19 protein-coding genes and 4 tRNA genes are annotated in these 21246 nt (G+C 47.4%); 1 reads left to right on the top strand and 22 read right to left on the bottom strand.

The features are described from left to right. Positions 1-10 precede the first annotated feature (10 nt). From SHEWMR4_RS03190 to orn, 22 genes are all read right to left on the bottom strand, one after another. Positions 11-2491 (bottom strand): S9 family peptidase, encoded by a 2481-nt coding sequence (locus SHEWMR4_RS03190; protein WP_011621408.1) that lies wholly within the window; start codon positions 2489-2491, stop codon positions 11-13. Positions 2492-2721: 230 nt separating this feature from the next. Continuing rightward, entirely contained in the window at positions 2722-3333 is a 612-nt protein-coding gene (locus tag SHEWMR4_RS03185; protein ID WP_011621407.1) for an anthranilate synthase component II, read from the bottom strand. 156 nt (positions 3334-3489) lie between these two features. Next, the gene (locus SHEWMR4_RS03180) at positions 3490-3927 is read right to left on the bottom strand and encodes a ClpXP protease specificity-enhancing factor (protein WP_011621406.1); all 438 of its coding nucleotides are present in this window, start codon (positions 3925-3927) and stop codon (positions 3490-3492) included. Next, positions 3927-4556: a stringent starvation protein SspA gene (sspA, locus tag SHEWMR4_RS03175; protein ID WP_011621405.1), complete on the bottom strand. Its 630-nt coding sequence runs from the start codon at positions 4554-4556 to the stop codon at positions 3927-3929. Before sspA ends, SHEWMR4_RS03180 begins: the two co-directional genes overlap by 1 nt. Before the next feature lie 96 nt (positions 4557-4652). Beyond that, complete coding sequence (locus SHEWMR4_RS03170) at positions 4653-5351, bottom strand: cytochrome c1 (RefSeq protein ID WP_011621404.1); 699 nt, start codon at positions 5349-5351, stop codon at positions 4653-4655. After that, positions 5351-6565, bottom strand: coding sequence for a cytochrome b (locus tag SHEWMR4_RS03165; protein ID WP_011621403.1), 1215 nt, complete (start codon positions 6563-6565; stop codon positions 5351-5353). The genes SHEWMR4_RS03170 and SHEWMR4_RS03165 overlap by 1 nt, the downstream gene beginning before the upstream one ends. Continuing rightward, the gene (petA, locus tag SHEWMR4_RS03160) at positions 6565-7155 is read right to left on the bottom strand and encodes a ubiquinol-cytochrome c reductase iron-sulfur subunit (RefSeq protein WP_011621402.1); all 591 of its coding nucleotides are present in this window, start codon (positions 7153-7155) and stop codon (positions 6565-6567) included. Before petA ends, SHEWMR4_RS03165 begins: the two co-directional genes overlap by 1 nt. 370 nt (positions 7156-7525) lie before the next feature. Next, positions 7526-8419, bottom strand: a complete 894-nt coding sequence (gene hflC, locus SHEWMR4_RS03155; protein WP_011621401.1) for a protease modulator HflC — start codon at positions 8417-8419, stop codon at positions 7526-7528. Positions 8420-8422: 3 nt separating this feature from the next. Further along, a complete protein-coding gene (gene hflK / locus SHEWMR4_RS03150; protein WP_011621400.1) occupies positions 8423-9568 on the bottom strand; it encodes an FtsH protease activity modulator HflK in 1146 nt (381 codons plus the stop codon). A 36-nt stretch (positions 9569-9604) separates the two neighbouring features. Next, the gene (gene hflX / locus SHEWMR4_RS03145) at positions 9605-10912 is read right to left on the bottom strand and encodes a ribosome rescue GTPase HflX (RefSeq protein ID WP_011621399.1); all 1308 of its coding nucleotides are present in this window, start codon (positions 10910-10912) and stop codon (positions 9605-9607) included. Between the two features lie 24 nt (positions 10913-10936). After that, positions 10937-11209, bottom strand: a complete 273-nt coding sequence (gene hfq / locus SHEWMR4_RS03140; RefSeq protein ID WP_011070934.1) for an RNA chaperone Hfq — start codon at positions 11207-11209, stop codon at positions 10937-10939. A 92-nt stretch (positions 11210-11301) separates the two neighbouring features. Continuing rightward, the gene (gene miaA, locus SHEWMR4_RS03135) at positions 11302-12228 is read right to left on the bottom strand and encodes a tRNA (adenosine(37)-N6)-dimethylallyltransferase MiaA (RefSeq protein ID WP_041408683.1); all 927 of its coding nucleotides are present in this window, start codon (positions 12226-12228) and stop codon (positions 11302-11304) included. Further along, positions 12221-14164 (bottom strand): DNA mismatch repair endonuclease MutL, encoded by a 1944-nt coding sequence (mutL, locus tag SHEWMR4_RS03130; RefSeq protein ID WP_413540379.1) that lies wholly within the window; start codon positions 14162-14164, stop codon positions 12221-12223. The genes miaA and mutL overlap by 8 nt, the downstream gene beginning before the upstream one ends. A gap of 4 nt (positions 14165-14168) precedes the next feature. Continuing rightward, complete coding sequence (locus tag SHEWMR4_RS03125; RefSeq protein WP_011621396.1) at positions 14169-15557, bottom strand: N-acetylmuramoyl-L-alanine amidase; 1389 nt, start codon at positions 15555-15557, stop codon at positions 14169-14171. Positions 15558-15565: 8 nt separating this feature from the next. Continuing rightward, positions 15566-16024 carry a tRNA (adenosine(37)-N6)-threonylcarbamoyltransferase complex ATPase subunit type 1 TsaE gene (gene tsaE, locus SHEWMR4_RS03120; RefSeq protein ID WP_011621395.1) on the bottom strand — a complete coding sequence of 153 codons (459 nt, stop codon included), beginning with the start codon at positions 16022-16024 and terminating at the stop codon, positions 15566-15568. A gap of 79 nt (positions 16025-16103) precedes the next feature. Further along, complete coding sequence (locus SHEWMR4_RS03115; RefSeq protein WP_011621394.1) at positions 16104-17603, bottom strand: bifunctional ADP-dependent NAD(P)H-hydrate dehydratase/NAD(P)H-hydrate epimerase; 1500 nt, start codon at positions 17601-17603, stop codon at positions 16104-16106. A 244-nt stretch (positions 17604-17847) separates the two neighbouring features. Then, positions 17848-18303 (bottom strand): hypothetical protein, encoded by a 456-nt coding sequence (locus tag SHEWMR4_RS03110; protein WP_011621393.1) that lies wholly within the window; start codon positions 18301-18303, stop codon positions 17848-17850. Between the two features lie 561 nt (positions 18304-18864). Continuing rightward, positions 18865-18940, bottom strand: a tRNA-Gly gene (locus tag SHEWMR4_RS03105). A 44-nt stretch (positions 18941-18984) separates the two neighbouring features. Then, positions 18985-19060 (bottom strand) — tRNA-Gly (locus tag SHEWMR4_RS03100). A 32-nt stretch (positions 19061-19092) separates the two neighbouring features. Beyond that, positions 19093-19168 (bottom strand) — tRNA-Gly (locus tag SHEWMR4_RS03095). Positions 19169-19200: 32 nt separating this feature from the next. Continuing rightward, a tRNA-Gly gene (locus SHEWMR4_RS03090) sits at positions 19201-19276 on the bottom strand. Positions 19277-19473: 197 nt separating this feature from the next. After that, positions 19474-20019 (bottom strand): oligoribonuclease, encoded by a 546-nt coding sequence (gene orn, locus SHEWMR4_RS03085; protein ID WP_011621392.1) that lies wholly within the window; start codon positions 20017-20019, stop codon positions 19474-19476. 112 nt (positions 20020-20131) lie between these two features. On the opposite strand from orn, the gene rsgA reads away from it, so the two are divergent. Continuing rightward, positions 20132-21196 carry a small ribosomal subunit biogenesis GTPase RsgA gene (rsgA, locus tag SHEWMR4_RS03080; RefSeq protein WP_011621391.1) on the top strand — a complete coding sequence of 355 codons (1065 nt, stop codon included), beginning with the start codon at positions 20132-20134 and terminating at the stop codon, positions 21194-21196. Positions 21197-21246 lie beyond the last annotated feature (50 nt).

Here is a 21246-nt window from a genome sequence, read left to right as displayed (position 1 = left end):
GTCACGATATTTACTTAAGCTCTTGTTCAAACAGCTTATAAATACGGCGATATTCGTCCAACCAGCTCGATGGCTGACGGAAACCATGGGGCTCTACCGGATAAATCGCGGTTTCGAACATAGGTTTTTCCAGCTCGATAAGGTGCTGCACCATGCGCACGCTATCTTGGAAGAACACGTTGTCATCCATCACGCCACTCATGATCAGTAGCGGCTTAGTCAGACCTTGGGCATGCTCGATGGGCGAGCTACGCTCGTAGGCGATAGGGTCAACATCCGGTGTATTTAAAATGTTGGAGGTGTATGGCGCGTTGTAATGCGCCCAATCCGCCACAGGGCGCAGTGCCGCGCCTGCTTGGAATAATTCAGGCTCAGTAAACAAGGACATAAAGGTTAAGAAGCCGCCGTAAGAACCGCCATAGGTACCGACGCGTTTAATATCCACGTTGGCATTTTGGCCCATCCAAGTTACACCGTCTTTTAAGTCTTCAACTTCAGGGTGACCCATATTGCGATAAATCGCCGTGCGCCAGTCGCGGCCATAGCCTTTGGAACCACGGTAATCCATGTCCATCACCACATAACCTTGTTGAGTCAGTAGGTTGTGGAACATAAACTCACGGAAGTAACCACTGAAACCATAATCGGCATTCTGTAAGTAGCCCGCACCATGGTTGAAGATAACGGCGGGGTATTTCTCGGCGCGGGATTTGTCGTAATCCTGCGGCAAATAAACCCGCGCATACACTTGGCCAGCGCCATGATTAGAAGGTACGGCTACTACTTCGGGCGCTTGCCATGGATATTGCTTAAACGCATCGCTGGTGTATGACGTGAGCTGTTTTAACTCACCGCCAATCGGTTGAACATACAGCTCATTCGGCGCTGTACGGCGAGACGCATTCAGCAGCAACTTAGTGCCATCGGGGCTTAAGCTGTAATCTAAGTTACCGTCCCACTGGGTTAATTGCTCATTTTTGCCCGAGGCGATATTCACACGGTGAACGTTGTAAATACCTGGGTGACTTTGGTTAGCCTTGTAGTAGATGTAGTTTGCATCGGGCGAGAGAGTAATATCGCTCACCACAAACTTACCTTGAGTCAAAGCGCGAGGCTTTTCGCCACGAGCCTTGATATAAAGCTGGGAATAGCCTGTTTCTTCAGAGAGATAGTACAGAGTGTCCGTACCAGGTAACCAGCCAAATTGGTTATAGTCGTAGTTCACCCAGGCATCATCATGCAGGCGATGCTCGGTGATAAACTTGCCCTTTGCCAGATCGACGCTGGCAATCCAGCGGTCTTTGTTATCGGTCGCTTCGACCATCACCGCCAGCTTGTTCTCAGACTCATGCCATTGAATCGCGCTTTGAGTCCAGCCCCAATCCTGCATCAACTGGATTTTACGAGGAGCCTTTGTACTTTGATACGACTCACCTTTTGCCTTAGCATTTTCACTCTTAACCTTAGCTAAAACGTCCTCATCGAAGCCGGTTAGACCTTCGATAGTCACATCAATCTGTTTGTGCTCATTGAGATCGAGTACCACAAAGCGTTGGCCAGGCGGCGTATCTTCTGCAACACGGGCGCGCACGGGCACAGGATCGATATAACCTTCGCTGCCAAGGTAGTTTGGCATGATGTCGTGTTCACTGCTGCCAGTGTAGTTTTTATCGGTTAGGGCCACAAACAGATAGCGACCATCTGGCGACAGACTCAACTCAGACACCACCTCGGCATCCCCTAGATACCAAGTGTTAGCGGCGAGGGTTGGATCGCTCTTTTGCAGCTCGTTCTTAAACTGTTCTTTGGCTTTAGCATTTTCTTGCTGCAACGCCACATATTGGATGAGTCTGTGCTGCTGCTTGGCTAAGTAGCTGCTTGGCTCTTTCACGCCCTCGGGCGCTTTCGCCATTTTGATTTCAGCCAGCTGCTCCACTAATCCACTGTCTTGATGGATTTGGAAAACATTATCCCCTTGCCAATAGGCGATATCGCCATTGTTCAGGTAACGCAGGCCACTGATGGCAGTGCGCTGACGGGTAAGCTGGGTGATTTTGCCTGAGCTAAAATGCTTAACAAAAATATTGCCTTGATAGAGATAGGCCTTGTTGGCCTTAGCACTGTCTAACACGCCAAACTGTTGGTCCGCCGCGTGTAGCTTATCGATGGCCAGTTCAACGGCGCGGCTGTCATTAATGCCCTGCTGATAATAATTCCGTAGCGGCGATGCGCTAGGTTGACGGGCAAAGAAAACGCTCTGGCTGTCATCGCTCCAGTAGGCTTCCTTAGCGAAAATTCCCATCCAATCGGGGTTCGCCATAATTTGATTCAGCGTAAGGGGTTGTGAAACTTGGGGAGGCTGAGCTAAGGGAACTTGATAAACCTGTGGAGTGGTCGCGGGAGTCGCCGTTTCAGTTGAGGTGGCGGCGCAACTCGTCAATACCGCAACGGCTAACGCACTTAAACCCAAATTTCGCATTACGCTGTTCATTTATCCTTCCTTTTATTGTTATCGCGGCCCTAGACACACCCTAGAGTTGACTCCATAAGTGCGTGGGCAGGCGTAGTTTTGCGGCAGTTATATCACACTTAGGCGACATATTTGCTTAAAAGGGGGAGAAATCTTGTAACAAAGCTTAGGGCGTGTTGACGTTTCGAGATTAAATTTTGTTCGTTCTGACAAGCATGTGCTCGCGAAACGAGGAATGAAGTGTAGTTATTCTACTCAAATGACGAGCTGCTCTTATGACCGCAAGTAAGAGCAGATTGAGACAAGAAGTTTGCCAACAATTCATGGCCTTGCTCGGTCAAAATTGACTCGGGGTGAAATTGCACACCAAAGAGTGGCAGCTGCTTATGACTCATGGCCATAATTTCGCGTCCATGGGTTGGGTCGTCAAACCAAGCATCTAACACAAATCCCTCAGGGACAGCATCGACCAACAATGAATGGTAGCGTGTTACAGTTAATGGTTGATTTAACCCTTTGAATAAGCGCTCGCCTGTATGGCCAATCGCACTGACTTTGCCATGCATCACTCGCTGCGCTCGCACAACCTTAGCACCAAACACCTGCGCCATGGCTTGATGCCCTAAACACACACCCAGGATAGGTAAACGAGTGGCAAAATGCTCAATCGCCGCGAGGGAAATCCCCGCTTCATTGGGCGAACAAGGCCCGGGAGAGATGACTAAATGGCTCGGTGCCAGCGCCTCGATTTCCGCTAAGCTGATTTCATCATTGCGTTTAACCACAATCTCTTGCCCTAACTGCTGAAAATACTGCACTAAGTTAAAGGTGAAAGAGTCGTAATTGTCGATCATTAGCAACATACAAAATCCATTAGCTCAAATGGTAGTCGATGCAATCCATGAATGAAATGCGGCGCAAATGCTACCACAGCCCACCTCGCGGATTAAGCCTTTATGGCAATAAAAAAGCCAGTCGGCAGACTGGCTTTCAATAGTATAGAACAGGGCGCAATTAACTTACTTAACCAAAGTTAAATGACTGCGGCGCTTAGGAGGCTCATCCGTTGGTTCGGTTGGCTTCTCGTTTGTCTCGATAACGGACAAAGTCGATTCGGCTTCCTCTTCGACTAAGTACGCATCTTCAATATCGAAGACAGTTCCTGCGCCATTTTCACGGGCGTAAATGGCTACAATCGAAGCCATTGGTAATAGTACCTGCTGAGGTACACCACCGAAACGCGCATTGAACTCCACAAATTCATTACCAATTTGCAAATTGCCCACTGCGCCGGCCGCGATATTTAATACAATCTGGCCATCCTTCACGTATTGCTGCGGTACTTGAGTGCCTTTCACAAAGGCATCCACGACAACGTGAGGCGTTAATTGGTTGTCCATCAACCAATCGTAGTAAGCCCTGAGTAAATAAGGACGATTTGGAGTCAACGCTTTCATTACATTCCCATGCGCATTTCGCGTTCGGCTTCAGTCAACGAAGCTTTAAATGATTCACGCTCGAAAATACGTGTCATGTAGGCTTTGATGTCTTTCGCTACGCGGCTGTCTAACTCGATACCTAATACAGGTAAACGCCATAATAATGGGCCGAGGTAACAATCCGCTAAACCGAATTCTTCGCTCATAAAGTAAGGAACTTCACCAAATACAGGTGAGATTGAAAGTAAACTTTCAGTCAGCTCTTTACGGGCCGCTTCGGCGCGATCGCCTTTGCGAATACGGTCGACGAGCGAGTACCAGTCAGTATCGATGCGGTGCATCATCAAACGGCTTTGGCCGCGAGATACTGGGTAAACAGGCATCAACGGTGGATGAGGGAAACGCTCATCCAAGTATTCCATGATGATACGTGATTCATAGAGAACGAGTTCACGATCTAACAAGGTTGGCACTGAGTTATAAGGATTTACTTCAAGTAAATCTTCAGGCATTTCGTTTGGGTCGACCTGTAAAACATCAACAGTAACCCCTTTCTCAGCTAACACGATACGGACTTGATGGCTATACAGATCATCAGCACCTGAAAACAGTGTCATGACAGAGCGTTTGTTGGCAGCAACAGCCATTGATACCCTCCAGAGTCGAAATAAAACAAAAGTAAACGAGGGGCAAAGCCCCCCGTTTACACTATGCGGATACTATATTTTACCCGTTATTGGTGCCTAGTGTACATCTTTCCAGTACTCTTTCTTCAAGAGGTAGGCCACAATAAAGAAGATAAACAGGAATCCGAGCACCCACCAACCTAGCGCTTGACGCTCTAACTTAACAGGTTCAGCCGAATAGACTAAGAAGCCAGTGATATCACGAACTGCTTGGTCGTACTCTTCTGCGTTTAACTTACCACCTGAGACCACAATAGTGCCATCTTCTTGCTTAACAGGTGTGCCTTGCAGTTCTTCAAGAACGTGTGGCATACCCACAGATGGGAAGACAGTATTGTTGACGCCGAATGGACGGCTTGGGTCTTTGTAGAAGCCTTTGAGGTATGAATACACCCAATCTTCGCCACGAACACGTGCTACTAAGGTTAAGTCTGGTGGTGTTGCACCAAACCATTTAGCCGCATCTTTGTGTGGAATCGCGTTTTGCATCAGCTCACCGATTTTAGCATCGGTAAACATATACTTGTTACGCATATCATCGGCAGAAATACCGAGATCGTTCGCCACACGTTCATAGCGTTGATACTGAGTGCTATGACAACCAGAGCAATAGTGTTGGAACATATCCAGACCACGCTCTAAAGAAGCCTTATCATGCAAATCAACATTGGCTTTTTCTAAATGTACATTGTGTCCGCTCGCGGCCATCGCCAGCGTCGGGAGCAATGTAACTAATGCAATCAGTAATTTTTTCATTAGTGTGTCAACCTCGCTGGAACAGGCTTAGTTTTCTCATTTTTACTATATAACCACAGTAATAAGAAGTAGCCGAAATACGTTACAGTGAAGATACGTGCAGCAATCGTCAGCTCAGGTGTTGCAGGTACAGCACCTAAGTAACCTAAGACGATAAATGAAATAGCAAACTGAGCAATGTTCAACTTGTGCAGCGTGCTGCGGTAGCGAATTGACTTCACTTTACAACGGTCTAACCAAGGCAACACGAACAGTACTGCAATCGACAGACCCATCATTACCACACCGCCCAATTTATCGGGAACAGCACGTAAAATGGCGTAGAACGGAGTGAAGTACCATACAGGTGCAATGTGCTCAGGTGTCTTCATTGGGTTAGCCGCTTCGAAGTTTGGCTTCTCAAGGAAGTAACCGCCGCCTTCTGGGATGAAGAACAGCACGTAACAGAACACGATCAGGAAGCCCGCAACGCCCATAATATCTTTAACTGTGTAGTATGGGTGGAATGGAATACCATCAACTGGCCAGCCGTTCTCGTCTTTGTTTTTCTTGATTTCGATACCATCTGGGTTGTTTGAACCCACTTCGTGCAGTGCGATTAAGTGTAGGAACACTAAAACCACTAACACTAATGGCAGTGCGATAACGTGTAGAGCGAAGAAACGGTTCAGTGTCGCGCCAGAGATCACGTAGTCACCACGGATCCACAGGGTTAAGTCATCACCGATAACAGGGATAGCACCGAACAGAGAAATAATTACCTGCGCGCCCCAGTAAGACATTTGTCCCCATGGCAGCAAGTAACCCATAAAGGCTTCAGCCATCAGCACGAGGAAAATCAACATACCGAATAGCCACAGCAGTTCTCTAGGCTTTTGATATGAACCGTAAATCAGACCACGGAACATATGTAAGTAGATCACCACGAAGAATGCAGACGCACCAGTTGAGTGCATATAACGCAATAACCAGCCGTACTCTACGTCACGCATGATGTATTCAACAGAGGCAAAAGCACCTTCTGCTGTAGGTACATAGTTCATGGTCAACCAGATACCCGTCAGTAATTGGTTAACCAATACCAACATGGCTAATGAACCGAAGAAGTACCAAAAGTTAAAGTTAGTTGGCGTCGCATACTGACCCACGTGACGGTTATACGTCGCCGTCATTGGGATACGCGCATCGATCCAATTAATTAAATTCTTAACCATTACGCCACTCCTTTATCTACACCGATGATAACGGTGCCATCATCAACGTATTGATGTGGAGGGATAACTAGGTTCAATGGAGCTGGAACGCCTTGGAATACGCGGCCCGCCATATCGAACTTAGAACCATGACATGGACAGAAGAAACCAGAAGTCACACCTTGAACTTGCTCAGCAAATGAATCTGGCAAATAAGTAGGTGAACATCCTAGATGGGTACAAATACCGACGGCAATAAAATACTCTGGCTTAATAGAACGCAGAGGATTTGTTGCATATTCAGGTTGCTGCATTTCAGCAGAAGCTGGATCTCTTAACTTATCGTCGTGTGTTGGCAGTTCATTGATAACCGCTTCTGTGCGACGGACAACCCATACAGGTTTTCCACGCCATTCAACACGGATCAGCTGACCTGGCTCAATTTTACTGATATTTACTTCGACCGGTGCACCTGCAGCTTTCGCCTTGGCACTCGGATTCCATGACTTGATGAAAGGAACCGCTACAGCGACGGCACCAGCACCACCTACTACGGCGGTTGCGGCTGTCAGGAATCTGCGACGTCCGGTATCGACTGGCGCATTGCTCATCCACTTATCTCCCAGAGGGTGTTGGAATTTTTGTTTTTCAAAGACTTTATGCCCCCTAGTTATCACCATGGGCAAAAATCGAAGTTTGAAGCGGGGCTCATTATAGCTAAAAATTAGAAGCAGATCATAGTGAAAACACTCAACTAAGTTAGGGAGATTGCGTGTTTTTTAAAAAGCGGACAAAAAAAGCACAATTATTAAGCGATTTTAATCGTTTTGATCTGTTTTTTGAGCAAATGAACTGTTAGGTAGGCATAATCCATGCATCGCTAATATAGTTTAAGCTCTCATTTTTGCGATTTTGTATTTTCCCGCAGCTAAAAAAAATGGGCCCTGATATCAGGACCCATTTCAATGCAAAACTTGCTGCTTACTTCTTAGGTGAAGTGCTCTTCATATACTTGAAGAACTCGCTATCAGGTTCTAGCACCATCACATCAGATTTACCGGAGAAACTTGCACGGTAAGCATCTAAGCTACGTAAAAAGCTGAAGAACTCAGGATCTTTATTGTAAGCGTCAGAATATATCTTCGCCGCTAATGCATCACCTTCACCGCGAATGGTTAAGGCCTTACGTTCAGCTTCGGCAATCTTCACTGTCACATTGGCATCAATCGTTGCACGAATGATTTCAGATTGCTCTTTACCCTGTGCCCTATGCTCTTTAGCAACCGCTTGACGTTCGGCACGCATACGTTGGTAAATACTGTTACTCACGTTTGCTGGAAGGTTGATTTGCTTAACACGCACGTCAACGACTTCAATACCTAAGTCTTTAGCGCTTTCAGAGGCGTTTTCTAGCGCATCATTTTGCAGCTCATCGCGTTTACCAGATACGATTTCCTTGATAGTGCGACGACCAAATTCGGTACGTAAATCGTTGTTGATCTTACGTTGCAGTAAGGTTTCAGCATTCGATTTAATCCCGCCATTAGTGGAGAGATAGTATTTTTCGAAATCGAAAATACGCCACTTTACATAAGAGTCGACCATCAAATCTTTTTTCTCAGAGGTCACGAAACGATCCGCTGCACCGTCTAAGGTTTGAATACGAGCATCGAGCAACTTCACCTTATCGATCACTGGCACTTTAAAGTGCAAGCCAGGACCGAAAACGCGGGTCACTTGTTTGTCGTCAACCTTGTCTTTAACGATTTCACCGAAACGCGCCACAATCGCACGCTCGCCTTCGTTAACCACCATCACAGATGACAGACCTATGCCTAATACTATGGCAATCAGAACAATACTTAATCTACCCATGAATTACTCCCTCCCTTGGCGAGCACGGTCCTCGCGAGACGGACGTCCACTCAAAGGCTCGCTGATGCGAGTCGTTGACATAGATGAAGAATTGACATTCTGCTGAGACTTATTCTCAGCCTCTGGCATAGTCACAGGCTTCTCTTTCATTAACTTGTCTAAGGGCAAATACATTAAGTTGCCACTGTTCTTTGTGTCGATCAGTACTTTATTGGTATCTGTCATCACCTGCTGCATTGCATCAAGATACAAACGCTTACGGGTCACTTCAGGTGCCGCTTGGTACTCAGGTAACAACAACTCGAAACGAGCCACTTTACCGCGAGCCTCAAGAACTTCACGTTCTTTATAGGCATTGGCTTGTTGTGCCATACGCTCGACTTCACCGCGCGCTTTAGGCTCAACTTCACGGGCATAAGCTTCTGCTTCACGGATAAAGCGCTGTTCGTCTTCTTGAGCCGCAATCGCATCATCGAAAGCATCTTTCACTTCTTCAGGTGGACGAGCTGGCAAAAAGTTAACGTCAACAATGGCTAAGCCTAATTTGTACGGCTCAATTATGCGCTCTAACTCTTTCCAAGTATCACGACGAATGGCATCACGACCCGTGGTTAGAATATCGTCCATTTTGTTGTGGCCGATGACATAACGCAGCGCACTGTCTGTGGCTTCACGTAAGCTGGCATTGGCATCAACTGCACTGAACAGATAAGAGTACGCATCTAAAATACGATACTGTACGTCCAACTCTACCTTTACGACGTTTTCATCTGAGGTCAACATACTGCCTGAGGCAGGAATAGAGCGGACAGATTGCACATCAACAGGGTAAATCTGGTCGATAAAAGTGGCTTTCCAATGCAGACCTGGGCCCACTTCACCAATATGCTGACCAAAACGCAGCGCGACACCACGCTCAGCTTCTTTAATGGTGTAAAAACCCGAGAGTCCCCAAACAACAAAAGCGATGGCAAGAATGATGATTACGCTAAACGAACTAAAGTTCTGGCCTGATGAGCCATTGCCTTTGCCGCCAAAGCGTTTTGAAAGATTACGAAAAACCTCATCAAGGTCCGGTGGTCCTTTGTCGTTACCACCTTTATTTCCCCAAGGATCATTACCCTTGTTACCGGGCTCGTTCCAAGCCATTTAGCACTCCATAAGTGGATGAAATAAATTAGATTATTAACAAACAGCCTTTTCTATCGACGGATCGAAGATAAAGGTTTCTAACTCACCCTGACTCTGTTTAGCTAATCGGCGCCAATCGGCATCCGATAAACGAACAGACAAAATACAGTTCCCCAGATCGTCGTACTCTTTCTGCTGTATCGCATCCAGTCGATAAAACTGGCCAAGATAATGTCCAGCAGTTGCTGGAATCTTAAGTGTAAGCTCATGAATCACTTCACCGATTAATTCGGTGATCGCCTTCAAGAGTAGATCAAATCCCAAACGCTTTTGTGCCGAAACCCAGACACGTACGGGCTTACTGTGTTCATCATATTCGATGCGCGGTGTGACATCCTCAAGCAGGTCGATTTTATTACAAACAACCAACTGCATCACCCCAGCAGCATCGATATCTTCGAGCACGTTTTGTACCTGCTCGAAGTTATCCGCCATGTTCTCATCAGCACAATCAACAATATGCAGCAACAAATCCGCTTGACGCGTTTCTTGCAATGTTGCCTTAAAAGCGGCAACTAGATCGTGTGGTAAATGGCGAATAAAACCTACAGTGTCCGCCAAGATCACGGCACCATCGGGTAGATCTAACTTTCTCAATGTGGGATCGAGTGTGGCAAATAGCTGGTCGGCTGCATAAACATCAGATGAGGTTAAGGCATTAAACAGCGTTGACTTGCCCGCGTTGGTATAACCCACTAATGAGACTGTTGGCATGTCGCTACGCTTACGGGCGCGACGACTCTGCTCACGTTGTTTATCAACACGCTCTAAGCGTTTGTTGATATTTTTAATGCGTCCCCTGAGCAAACGTCTATCGGTTTCGAGCTGGGTTTCTCCCGGGCCACGTAAACCGATACCGCCTTTTTGGCGCTCAAGGTGAGTCCAACCACGCACAAGACGCGTCGACATGTGGCGCAATTGCGCTAGCTCCACCTGTAACTTACCTTCATGGGTCCGAGCACGTTGAGCAAAAATATCCAAGATCAGCGTGGTTCGGTCCAATACTCGGCACTGACACACCTGTTCAAGGTTTCGCTCTTGAGCAGGACTCAAGGCGTGATTGAAAATAACCACATTAGCCTCAGTTGCAGCCACTAATGCAGCTAACTCCTCGGCTTTACCAGAACCAATAAAAAACTTACGGTCTGGTGAGCGTCGACTTCCAGTAATGACCCCGACTGAGCGTGCTCCAGCTGACTCGACTAATAGCTGTAACTCGACTAAGTCTTCTCGGCGTTCCTCATCGGAAAAGTCGATATGGACAAGAACCGCTGTTTCTCCCGCCTCATAACGATCAAACAAGAAGCAAACTCCTCAAACTAAAACTTATTCGCCACTTGGCATATCGTCTTGCGCACCATAACCGCCCTGGGCATTTTGATGGCCAGCAACGTTAAATGGACGAGCAGGTACTACGGTAGAAATAGCGTGTTTGTAAACCATTTGGCTCACTGTGTTTTTCAACAGAATGACAAACTGATCAAACGACTCTACCTGTCCTTGGAGTTTAATGCCGTTTACCAAGTAAATTGATACAGGAACGCGCTCGCGGCGTAGTGCGTTCAAAAATGGGTCTTGTAAAGATTGCCCCTTAGCCATTTTATTATTTCCTTTTTAATTTATATAAAAATAAATCGTTATCAGTGAAGTTTTTTGTTTAGTTTTAGTATTATACAGCAAGGGCTAATAAGCTAGCGGCATTGACGCATAAGTGTAACTAAATTCCCCTCAGCACCACTTTCAAGCCAATTCAACTCTGGCCAACTACGCAACCATGTTAATTGACGCTTAGCTAATTGCCTAGTAGCGGCAACGGCTTTTTCGACCATAGTATCATAGTCAAATTCACCATCGAGATACTGCCAACATTGTCGATATCCCACGCAACGCATTGAGGGCAAATCTAAATGTAGGTCACCTCTCGCTTTTAGCTGGGCGACTTCATCAATAAAACCTTGCTCTAACATTATCCGAAAACGCTGCCCGATTAACTCATGCAGCACTTTGCGCTCACGGGGCGCAATGGCAAATTGCACCACATCGTAGGGTAAAGGAGCCGACTTGGTCTGAGTTAACTCGGTCAGGCTCTTACCGCTTATTCTATAGACTTCTATCGCTCTTGAAAGCCTTTGTGGATCATTAGGATGAATTCTTTCTGCTGATACGGGATCTATCTCCCTTAATTGCTCGTGCAGTGCTTCCCATCCGTTTGCGTCCGCTTCGGCTTGAATATCGGCCCGAATCGCCTCATCGGCACTCGGTAACGGCGATAATCCTTCTAATAACGCCTTAAAGTACATCATGGTGCCGCCCACTAATACGGGGGTCTTTCCCATGCTAATAATCTGTTCAATCTCGCGCAGCGCATCGGCTCTAAAATCGGCGGCGGAGTAGCTCTCTGCCGGATCGCGGATGTCGATCAGTCGATGCGGACCTCGTGCTAATTCCTCGGCAGAAGGCTTAGCACTGCCAATGTCCATGCCACGATAGATCAATGCTGAATCAACCGAGATAATCTCGCAATTATGCTTTTCGGCTAATTCGAGTGCTAAAGCGGTTTTTCCGGACGCCGTTGGTCCCATCAAAAAAACCACTTTTGGCTGTAATTCTTTATTCAATTGCTTGCTCTTCTAGCCACGATTGCCAAGGTAAGGATACTGCTTTATCGGCAATTTGCTGTCTTTTCTCTTCAGTTAACTGACTATAGGCCGCCCAAATATCCGCAGCCGAGGTAAATCCAGTTAAACTCTGCTCTGCCAGCCACACAGCCAATGCATTAGGTGCTGGCGCTTCAAAACGTAGCGATTGCAACCACTCGGGGATCACCTTCGCTAACTGGCTATCCCTGAGATATGGGGGCACTTTTTTGATTATCAACTGCTGATAGCGAATTGTTAGTTCTAATCCTAATTGCCGGATAAGTGTTTCATGTTCTTCGAGTAATGCTGGCCAATCCGTATCGGCGGCAATCGACACTGGCATCAATAATGGCTGACCTATCAAGCCGGTTGCCAGCTTTGTTTCTATCTCATGGCTACGAGTCGCTAACGCCACAGATTGAATCGGCAACAGACTCAGGTTTTGCCCTTGCGCTAATACCCAATATTGACCATTGAGCATGGCGGGCATTGCAAGCACGGGTTGATACGGCTTGTCCTGCACGCTATAGGATGGCGTTTGCAATAATTCGCCGTAACTGGCGATTGCCGCCTTAGAAGGAAGCTCGGCTCGGGCACGACTTTCCCCTGTCGGACCACTGCGTGACTCCCGCGGAACCGCCATACTGCCGTAGGCATTGCTTTGCACGCCAGAATACGGACGCGCGCTAGCAATGTCCCGAGTACGCTCAGTAAGCTGAGAATCCCGTGATATCTCGACGCGAGAAGTATCAACACGTGAAGCTTCATTCCAAGTTGAATGCGTTTTAGATTCAGGCGATTGCAGCTCGAAGGCATGATGCTCTGTTTGTGTCTGCGTCCCAGATTCGGAGAGAGAGACCTCATCCCTAACCTGTGGCGAACTTGGCTCGAAAGGATGCTCAAAACCCAGCTCACCCGCTTCTTCGAGCGCCGATTGCAGTGCCTGCAGAATATAATCATGCACATAACGGCTCTGATGAAAGCGCACTTCGTGTTTCGCCGGATGCACGTTCACATCCACCTGATGAGGATCGATATCCAGCATCAACACATAACCCGGCTGTTCGACCTCGGCTTTCTGGGCAAATGCTTGGCGCACCGCATGATTGACTAAACGGTCGCGCACTAAGCGGCCATTCACATAAAAATAATGGGTGTCGGTTAACACCGTTGACCAAGGCGACTGCAAATAACCACTTAAACGTAGGTCATCGTGTTGGCATTCGACCCGCAACGCCTCATCGGCAAATTGGCGTCCAGCAACCTGAGTCAATCGCTGCAAATACTGCGGCTCATTCATCGCCGGACGATAGTTACGTACGGTTTTGCCATTGTGGGTCAAGGTAAAGTGGATATCCCCACGCACTAACGCAATGCGTTTTAACCATTCATCGATATGAGTAAATTCGGTTTTATCGCTTTTAAGAAAACGTCTACGGGCGGGCGTATTAAAGAACAGATCGACAACTTCGATAGTTGAACCAACAGGATGCGCGGCCGGCATGACCTTAACCGCCATGTCGACGCCTTCGGCATAAGCCTGCCAGGCTTCCGTTTGCTCGGCCGTACGCGAGGTCAAGGTTAAGCGGGACACAGAGCTGATACTCGCCAATGCCTCGCCGCGAAAACCAAAGCTGAGGATGGCTTCAAGGTCGTCAAGGGAGTGCAGTTTCGAGGTGGCATGGCGCGACAAGGCCAAAGCCAGCTCATCCTTTGGGATCCCCGAACCATTGTCACGGATCTTAATCAGCTTGCTGCCGCCCTTATCGATTTCGATATCGATACGCGTCGCCCCAGCATCTAGGCTGTTCTCGACAAGTTCCTTCACCACGGAAGCAGGCCGTTCGACCACCTCACCGGCGGCGATTTGGTTGGCTAGTTGCGGCGGAAGGATCTGGATCCCCATAGACTTCATCCTATTAACTCTCAGGAATGACGAGTGTTTGTCCGAGTTGCACCACATCCGTCTTCATGCCATTGGCGCGCTTAATGCTGGCCATAGGCACTTGATAACGTTGAGCTATTGCCGAAAGTGACTCACCGCGGCTCACCTTGTGCTTAATATTGCTCGAGGATTTAGCGCTCGCTCTAGTCGTCGAACTACCACTATTACGCTTCGCTAACAGGGTATCTGCCGGCGGATTATTGTGGAAATAACGGCTCACGCCCTTGTAGATAGCTGTGGCAATGCTTTCCTGATGGCGACTGCTATTGAGTAACCGCTCTTCCTTCGGATTCGAGATAAATCCTGTCTCCACCAGAATGGAGGGAATATCGGGGGATTTTAATACCGCAAGGCTCGCAGACTCAGGGCGACTCTTATGCAGCTCGGTCACCGAGCCGAGATCCTTGAGAATATCCCCAGCAACAGAGTGACCTATGGCCATCGAACTGTTCATGGACATGTCGAGCAAAGTCATTGCAAGGTACTGTTCATTATCGGTATTTTGGATAATTTCCCCTGCACCACCTAAGAGTTCTGAGTGTTTCTCTTTTTGCTCTAACCAACGACCAATTTCACTGTTCGCGCGGCGCATCGACAATACCCACACAGACGCCCCCTTTGGCTGAGGCGAGGTAAAGGCATCGGCGTGGATAGAAATCAGTAAATCGGCCTTACTGTTCCGGGCTAGCTCGGAGCGCTTGTTCAAATTCACAAAGTAATCGCCGGTACGGATCATCACGGCGCGCATACCCGGCGTGTCGTTGATCTTACTGGCCACTCTTTTTGCTATTTCCAGTGCGACTTTTTTCTCGTAAACACCTGAAGGCCCAATAGAACCAGGATCATCACCACCATGACCCGCATCAATGGCCACCACAATATCACGGGACGATTGCGCCGATTGAGTAACCGTTTTAACGGGAGTTGAACTCACCACAGCTGTCGCCGTGGTTAAGGTTTTATCCTCGAGATCGACCACCAGACGATTACCATAGGGCGCCGTCACTGGTAGAGAAAACAGGTTAGCATTTAATGGCTTAACCAGATCGATCACCAAACGTAAATCACCTTTAGTGGGTGATTTGCTGACGCGAACCCCTTTAACCAATTTACTGTTGTTATCGATATTTTTCAGGCTCAGTTTTGTCGAAGCCTTTTTAAGGTCGACCACCAAACGATTGGGCCCATCGAGGGAAAAATAAGTGTAATTAGGCGCTTCGCTCAAATCGAACACCACACGGGTCGACTCGGGGGCAGCCCAAATACGTACGCCCTCAAGCTGGTTAGCCGCGTGGGCTGCTACAGCAAAAAAAGCGCACAAAAAAAGAGTAATAGTCTGAAAGTAATGCTTATTTTTAGTCATCTTTGTTTTTATTTTATTGCGGCTAATAGCTTTTTACCTGATTCTGTTAAGGCTCGAATTTGGATTTCACGTCCTTGGTTAACATAATTTAAATGCAGGTGAATATCGGCATCGGGCAAGAGTCCATGACCTTTGTCAGGCCATTCCACAATGCACAGGCTGCTATCGGTAAAGTAATCACGGATCCCCATGAACTCGAGTTCTTCAGGATCGTTTAAACGATACAAATCAAAATGATAAACTTCGACACCGTCTAGCTCATAAGGTTCAACTAAAGTGTAGGTCGGGCTCTTTACCGCTCCTTTATGCCCTAATCCTTGGATTAAACCGCGGCTCAGAGTGGTTTTACCCGCCCCTAAATCCCCCGTCAAATACAGAGTCAAAGGCGCTTGAATATGGCGGGCCAGTTTTTGCCCTACCGCAATAGTCTCGTCTTCGTTATTTAATTGAAAGGTTAACTCTGTCATTTCCGCTTTTATCACTGCTGTTATGGATGGAGGAGGCAACTTAAGCGCGGGAATGTCCTGCGCTTAAGTTTTACAGCGCCTAGAGTAAATCACTATTTACTAATTGGCGAATAAAAGGCATCAAATCGCTGGCTAACATGCCCCGCTCACCCTGCACTGCAGCCAAATCCGCCGCGCAGCCATGAACGACAACCCCAACAACGGTCGCCTGCATGTTATCCATTCCTTGAGCCATAAGTGCGCCTATAATACCAGATAACACATCGCCGCACCCACCACTCGCAAGCCCAGGATTACCAACAGGTGCCACGACCATCTGTTTTCCATCAAAAATGACTGTACCCGCGCCTTTGAGCAGCACCACGCCACCATATTTTTGCTGCAGAGCACGCACGGCAGCAAATCTATCCTGCTCAATGTCGGCGACACTGCATCCCAAGAGCCGCGCGGCTTCCCCGGGATGAGGCGTGAGTACCCAGTTAGTTTGCCTGCGCGGTTCTTGACTGAGCAGATTCAGGGCATCGGCATCGAGCACACAGGGTTTATCGCTTAAGCCCGCGGCTTTAAACAAGTTATAACCCCAGTCGTGTTTTCCTAAACCTGGGCCAAGTACCACCACCTGTGCCCAACCTAGGCGCAGATAGACTTCCATATCAACCAGTTCACAGCCCCAAAACATCAATTCGGGTCGTGAGACGTTGACAGTGAGTTGATGCTCAGGGCGACTGATCACAGTCACCAATCCGGCGCCCGCACGTAAACAGGCCTCACTGGCGAGGCGAATGGCTCCTGCCATACCAAAGTCACCACCGATCAGCGTTACTTTGCCCGATTGCCCCTTGTGGCTGTCCCGTGCTCTTGCGGCAAAATGGCTTTTTAACATTTCACCGCCGACTCGCGTTGCACTCTCAGTATCGAAGAAAGGCGTTAATCCCAGATCGGCAAAGGTTAAATGGCCACAGTGATGTCTCGCCTTGCTGGTCAAAAGCCCCTGTTTTAACCCACCAAAGCACAGAGTGACATCCGCCATCACCGCGGCTTGAGCCACAACGCCAGTATCGGCAACGATCCCCGAGGGCAGATCTAAACTCAGCACCCAAGCCTCGCTCTGATTGACCGCATGGATCAGTGCAGCAATATCCTCACGCACTGCGCCCTTAACTCCAGTGCCCAGTAGACCATCGATAATGACTGGCGCCTGCTGTATCGCTTCGATATTTGGGGAATCGATAACACCGCCCTGGTTTAGATAGGCAGAAAGTGCCTGCTCGAATTCTGCTGTGCCTTGGGTCTTAAGCAAGTACACCTTGACCTGATGTCCTGCTTCTAAGGCTAGGCGCGCGCAGACTAGCGCATCGGCGCCATTATTGCCGCTGCCCGCCAATACCAGTAAAGGCATTCCTTCAAGCTGAGGATGGAGTTCACGCTGCTCAGTAAAACACTCAAATGCCGCACGACCAGCACGTTCAACTAATTGATATAAAGTGGTTTCCCCTTCTGAAACAGCGAGCAATTCGGCGGATCTCACCTGCTGCTGCGTATAAAGCGCCGTGGGTAAACTCGATAAATCTTGTGCCATAGAGGATCTCCTGCGCGACAAATAATCAAAAGGACAGCTCACCTAACACACCCTGTGATTGGTGAGAACCAAGCATTACAAGGTCAAATCAACCAATGAGATCAAGAAAGTAGCAAAAAACGCCCCAAAAAATTATGACGTAAATCAGTTGCCATGCAAAAAGCGTCCAAAGTGAAAAATACTCATCCGGTAAAGACAACAAAGCCAGCATTACGCTGGCTTTGAAAGGTCATTCTGAATCGAATTAGATATCGTCCATCCGAATTGTGCTATGCACCAAACGTTGCTGCTGAGTTTTCTCTACTCGAATCAGGCCCTCTAATGCGGTGCGAGCATCTTCGGCAGTAGTTGAGTTAACGGTTTTTTCCAATAAGCCAATCAGTCGATTTTCTAAATCGAGGTGCAGATTCAGCACATCATCTTCGGTCATATTGGCGGGCAACATAGTGTCTTGGCAGCGCTTAGTAAAGTCTTCAAATACAAAGTCTTTATACCAAGTATCTAATACTCTAACGGGCGCCTCATCCATATAATCACGCAATTTTTCAGCCACATGTTTTTGGTGAGACTCAAAATATTCCAGCATCATCTTCACGCGGGCAGAATCGGCCTGATTGTTCAGTCGGCCATAGAGTTGCGCCATATCTAAGCGGCAGTTCGCCACATACTCAAGTAAATCACGCAATTGTTGAATACGCATATAATGCACTCCAGTGTTAAGCCAACTACTTGGCGCTATTAACTTTGTCTGGATTCATTATGTAAGTAAAAGCGTTGCGAATATTTGAACAAGGTCATAATTTAACTTTCGCAACGCCATCTAATTTAGGAAATCTTAAAGAAACAAGGCACAGATCACGCATTAACTTGGCTGTTTTATTTTTTACAAAATAGAAAACATCATCAACTACAGCCGCAGAGCCGGCAAAGTGTGCCCATGCTTAACCGCATTAGCATTAAAAATAACCGTGCAAACAAAGGTTAATAAATTGCAGCGATGAAAGTACGAAAAAAGCGCTTGGAGTAATCAACAACGAAACAGACATGCTAAGCAAACAGAAAAGCAAAATAGCACTGCGTAAGTTGCGATATATCTGTTTGAAATAGAGAAGATTTTATGAGGGAATGACGAGAAAAATTGGAGCGACATATCGGGTTCGAACCGATGACCTATACCTTGAAAAAGAAAGGTATCGCAATATCAAAAGCACAACTGAGCTAATGCTAATTGAGTACTAAATTATGGGGAGATGTAGAAAATTGGAGCGACATATCGGGTTCGAACCGATGACCTATACCTTGGCAAGGTATCGCTCTACCAACTGAGCTAATGTCGCATAATTTTGTATTTAATGACTTGGTGAATCACTAAATTTGTATTTGGAGCGACATATCGGGTTCGAACCGATGACCTATACCTTGGCAAGGTATCGCTCTACCAACTGAGCTAATGTCGCATTTACATTTTAAGACTGTAACCGTCTGAAATTGGAGCGACATATCGGGTTCGAACCGATGACCTATACCTTGGCAAGGTATCGCTCTACCAACTGAGCTAATGTCGCATTTACATTTTAAGACTGTAACCGTCTGAAATTGGAGCGACATATCGGGTTCGAACCGATGACCTATACCTTGGCAAGGTATCGCTCTACCAACTGAGCTAATGTCGCCTTTTGTATCGCTGCCACATTTGCTTTCAACATTCACAAAGGTATAGTCTCCTAACCTTTATCAACTGAGCTAATGTCGCAATCACTAAATCACTTATATGAGCAGCGCTTCGTGTCCGCATCAAAAAGTTGAGGCCGCATTATATGAAAAATTTATGCGGCTGCAACCCCTTCTTGCAGATTTATCTGCTGATCGGTCAAATTTTAAATACTTTGCTGCGGTAATACTGTAATTCCGCGATCGACTCTTGGATATCTTGCAGCGCTTGGTGGGTATTTTGCTTTTTGAAACCCGCCATGGTTTCAGGGCTCCAACGCTTCACTAACTCTTTTACCGTGCTAACGTCGAGATTGCGATAATGGAAGTAATCCTCCAGTTCACGCATATAACGATTTAAGAAGCGACGGTCCTGGCCCACACTGTTGCCACACATAGGCGATGCGCCCTTAGGCACATATTGCTCTAAAAATGCGATGGTTTGTGCAACGGCCTGAGCTTCATTCACTTGGCTAGCACGCACTCTATCGATCAGACCCGATTCACCGTGGTGTTTCTGGTTCCAATCATCCATGGCCGCCAGCACTTCATCCGATTGATGAATAGCAATAACAGGCCCCTGACCGATAATATTGAGTTCTTGGTCTGTTACTAAGGTAGCAATTTCAATGACCCTGTCGACATCGGGCTCTAACCCTGTCATTTCGAGATCGATCCAAATCAGATTATTCGCGTCCGCCGCCATAATTGCGCCTTATCATGTCAGTTAGCCTAAATTCAGGCTTTTTTATTCAAGAGCGTGTATCATACTGCTTTTTTCAGACACAAAAAATCATCTAATTGACGAAGACAAATCAGTGAGTAAAAAGAAACCCCTAAGCCAAGGCCAATTACGCCGTATGCGCGCCAATCACGAGAAACGCCTCAATCGTGACAATGGTGATAAAAATGCGCCTGAGTTACAGGATAGCTCACTCGGCCCAGAACAGAGCGGAACCGTGATCTCCCGCTTTGGCCAACATGCCGATATTGAAACCGAAGACGGCCAAATCGTGCGCTGCAATATTCGCCGCACCATTAAGAGCTTAGTCACCGGCGATAAAGTAGTGGTGCGCCTCGCCATTGAAACCCAAGCCAACAGTGGCATTGCTGGCATTGTAGAAGCGGTACACCCTAGACGCTCCTCCCTCTCGCGTCCCGACTTATACGATGGCGTGAAAATTATCGCCTCGAATATCGACCAAATTTTAATTGTGTCTTCCGTATTGCCTAGCTTTACCACTCAGATTATTGACCGCTATTTAGTGGCGGCCGAAGACACGGATATTCCGCCGATCATCATTTTGAATAAAATCGATCTGCTAACGCCAGAAGAAGCCCCCGCCATCGAAGCCGCCTTAAAACGTTACGAAGCTATTGGTTATCCCGTGTATAAGGTCAGCAGTAAGTTAGGCGAAGGCTTAGATACCATTAAAGCCCTGCTGAAAGATAAAGTGAGCGTATTTGCTGGCCAGTCCGGTGTAGGTAAATCCTCACTGGTCAACGCCTTACTGCCCGAAGCCGAATTATTGGTGGGCGATGTCTCCGACAACTCGGGGCTGGGTCAACACACGACCACCACGGCTAAGTTACTGCATTTACCCAGCGGTGGTGATTTAATCGACTCTCCCGGCGTGCGCGAATTTGCCCTCTGGCACTTACCCGCCCAACGTGTCGGTTGGTGTTTTATCGAATTTAGAGACTTTTTAGGTGGCTGCAAATTCCGCGATTGTAAGCACGGTGATGACCCAGGCTGCGCCTTAAAAGCCGCTGTCGATGCGGGTAAGATTAGCGAAGATCGCTTTAATAACTACCATCGTATTATCGCAAGCCTCGATGAGCAGCGCCACGCACGGCAATTTCGCGCCCAAAGTGATGAATAATGAGTGCGACAAAGCCATCACAACGAATAGAATTTACGTAAAACAAGTCT

The organism is Shewanella sp. MR-4, from assembly GCF_000014685.1.
GTDB lineage: Bacteria > Pseudomonadota > Gammaproteobacteria > Enterobacterales > Shewanellaceae > Shewanella.
The sequence above is the reverse complement of the archived record's forward strand: the minus strand, read 5'-3'. Positions and strand labels throughout refer to the sequence as shown.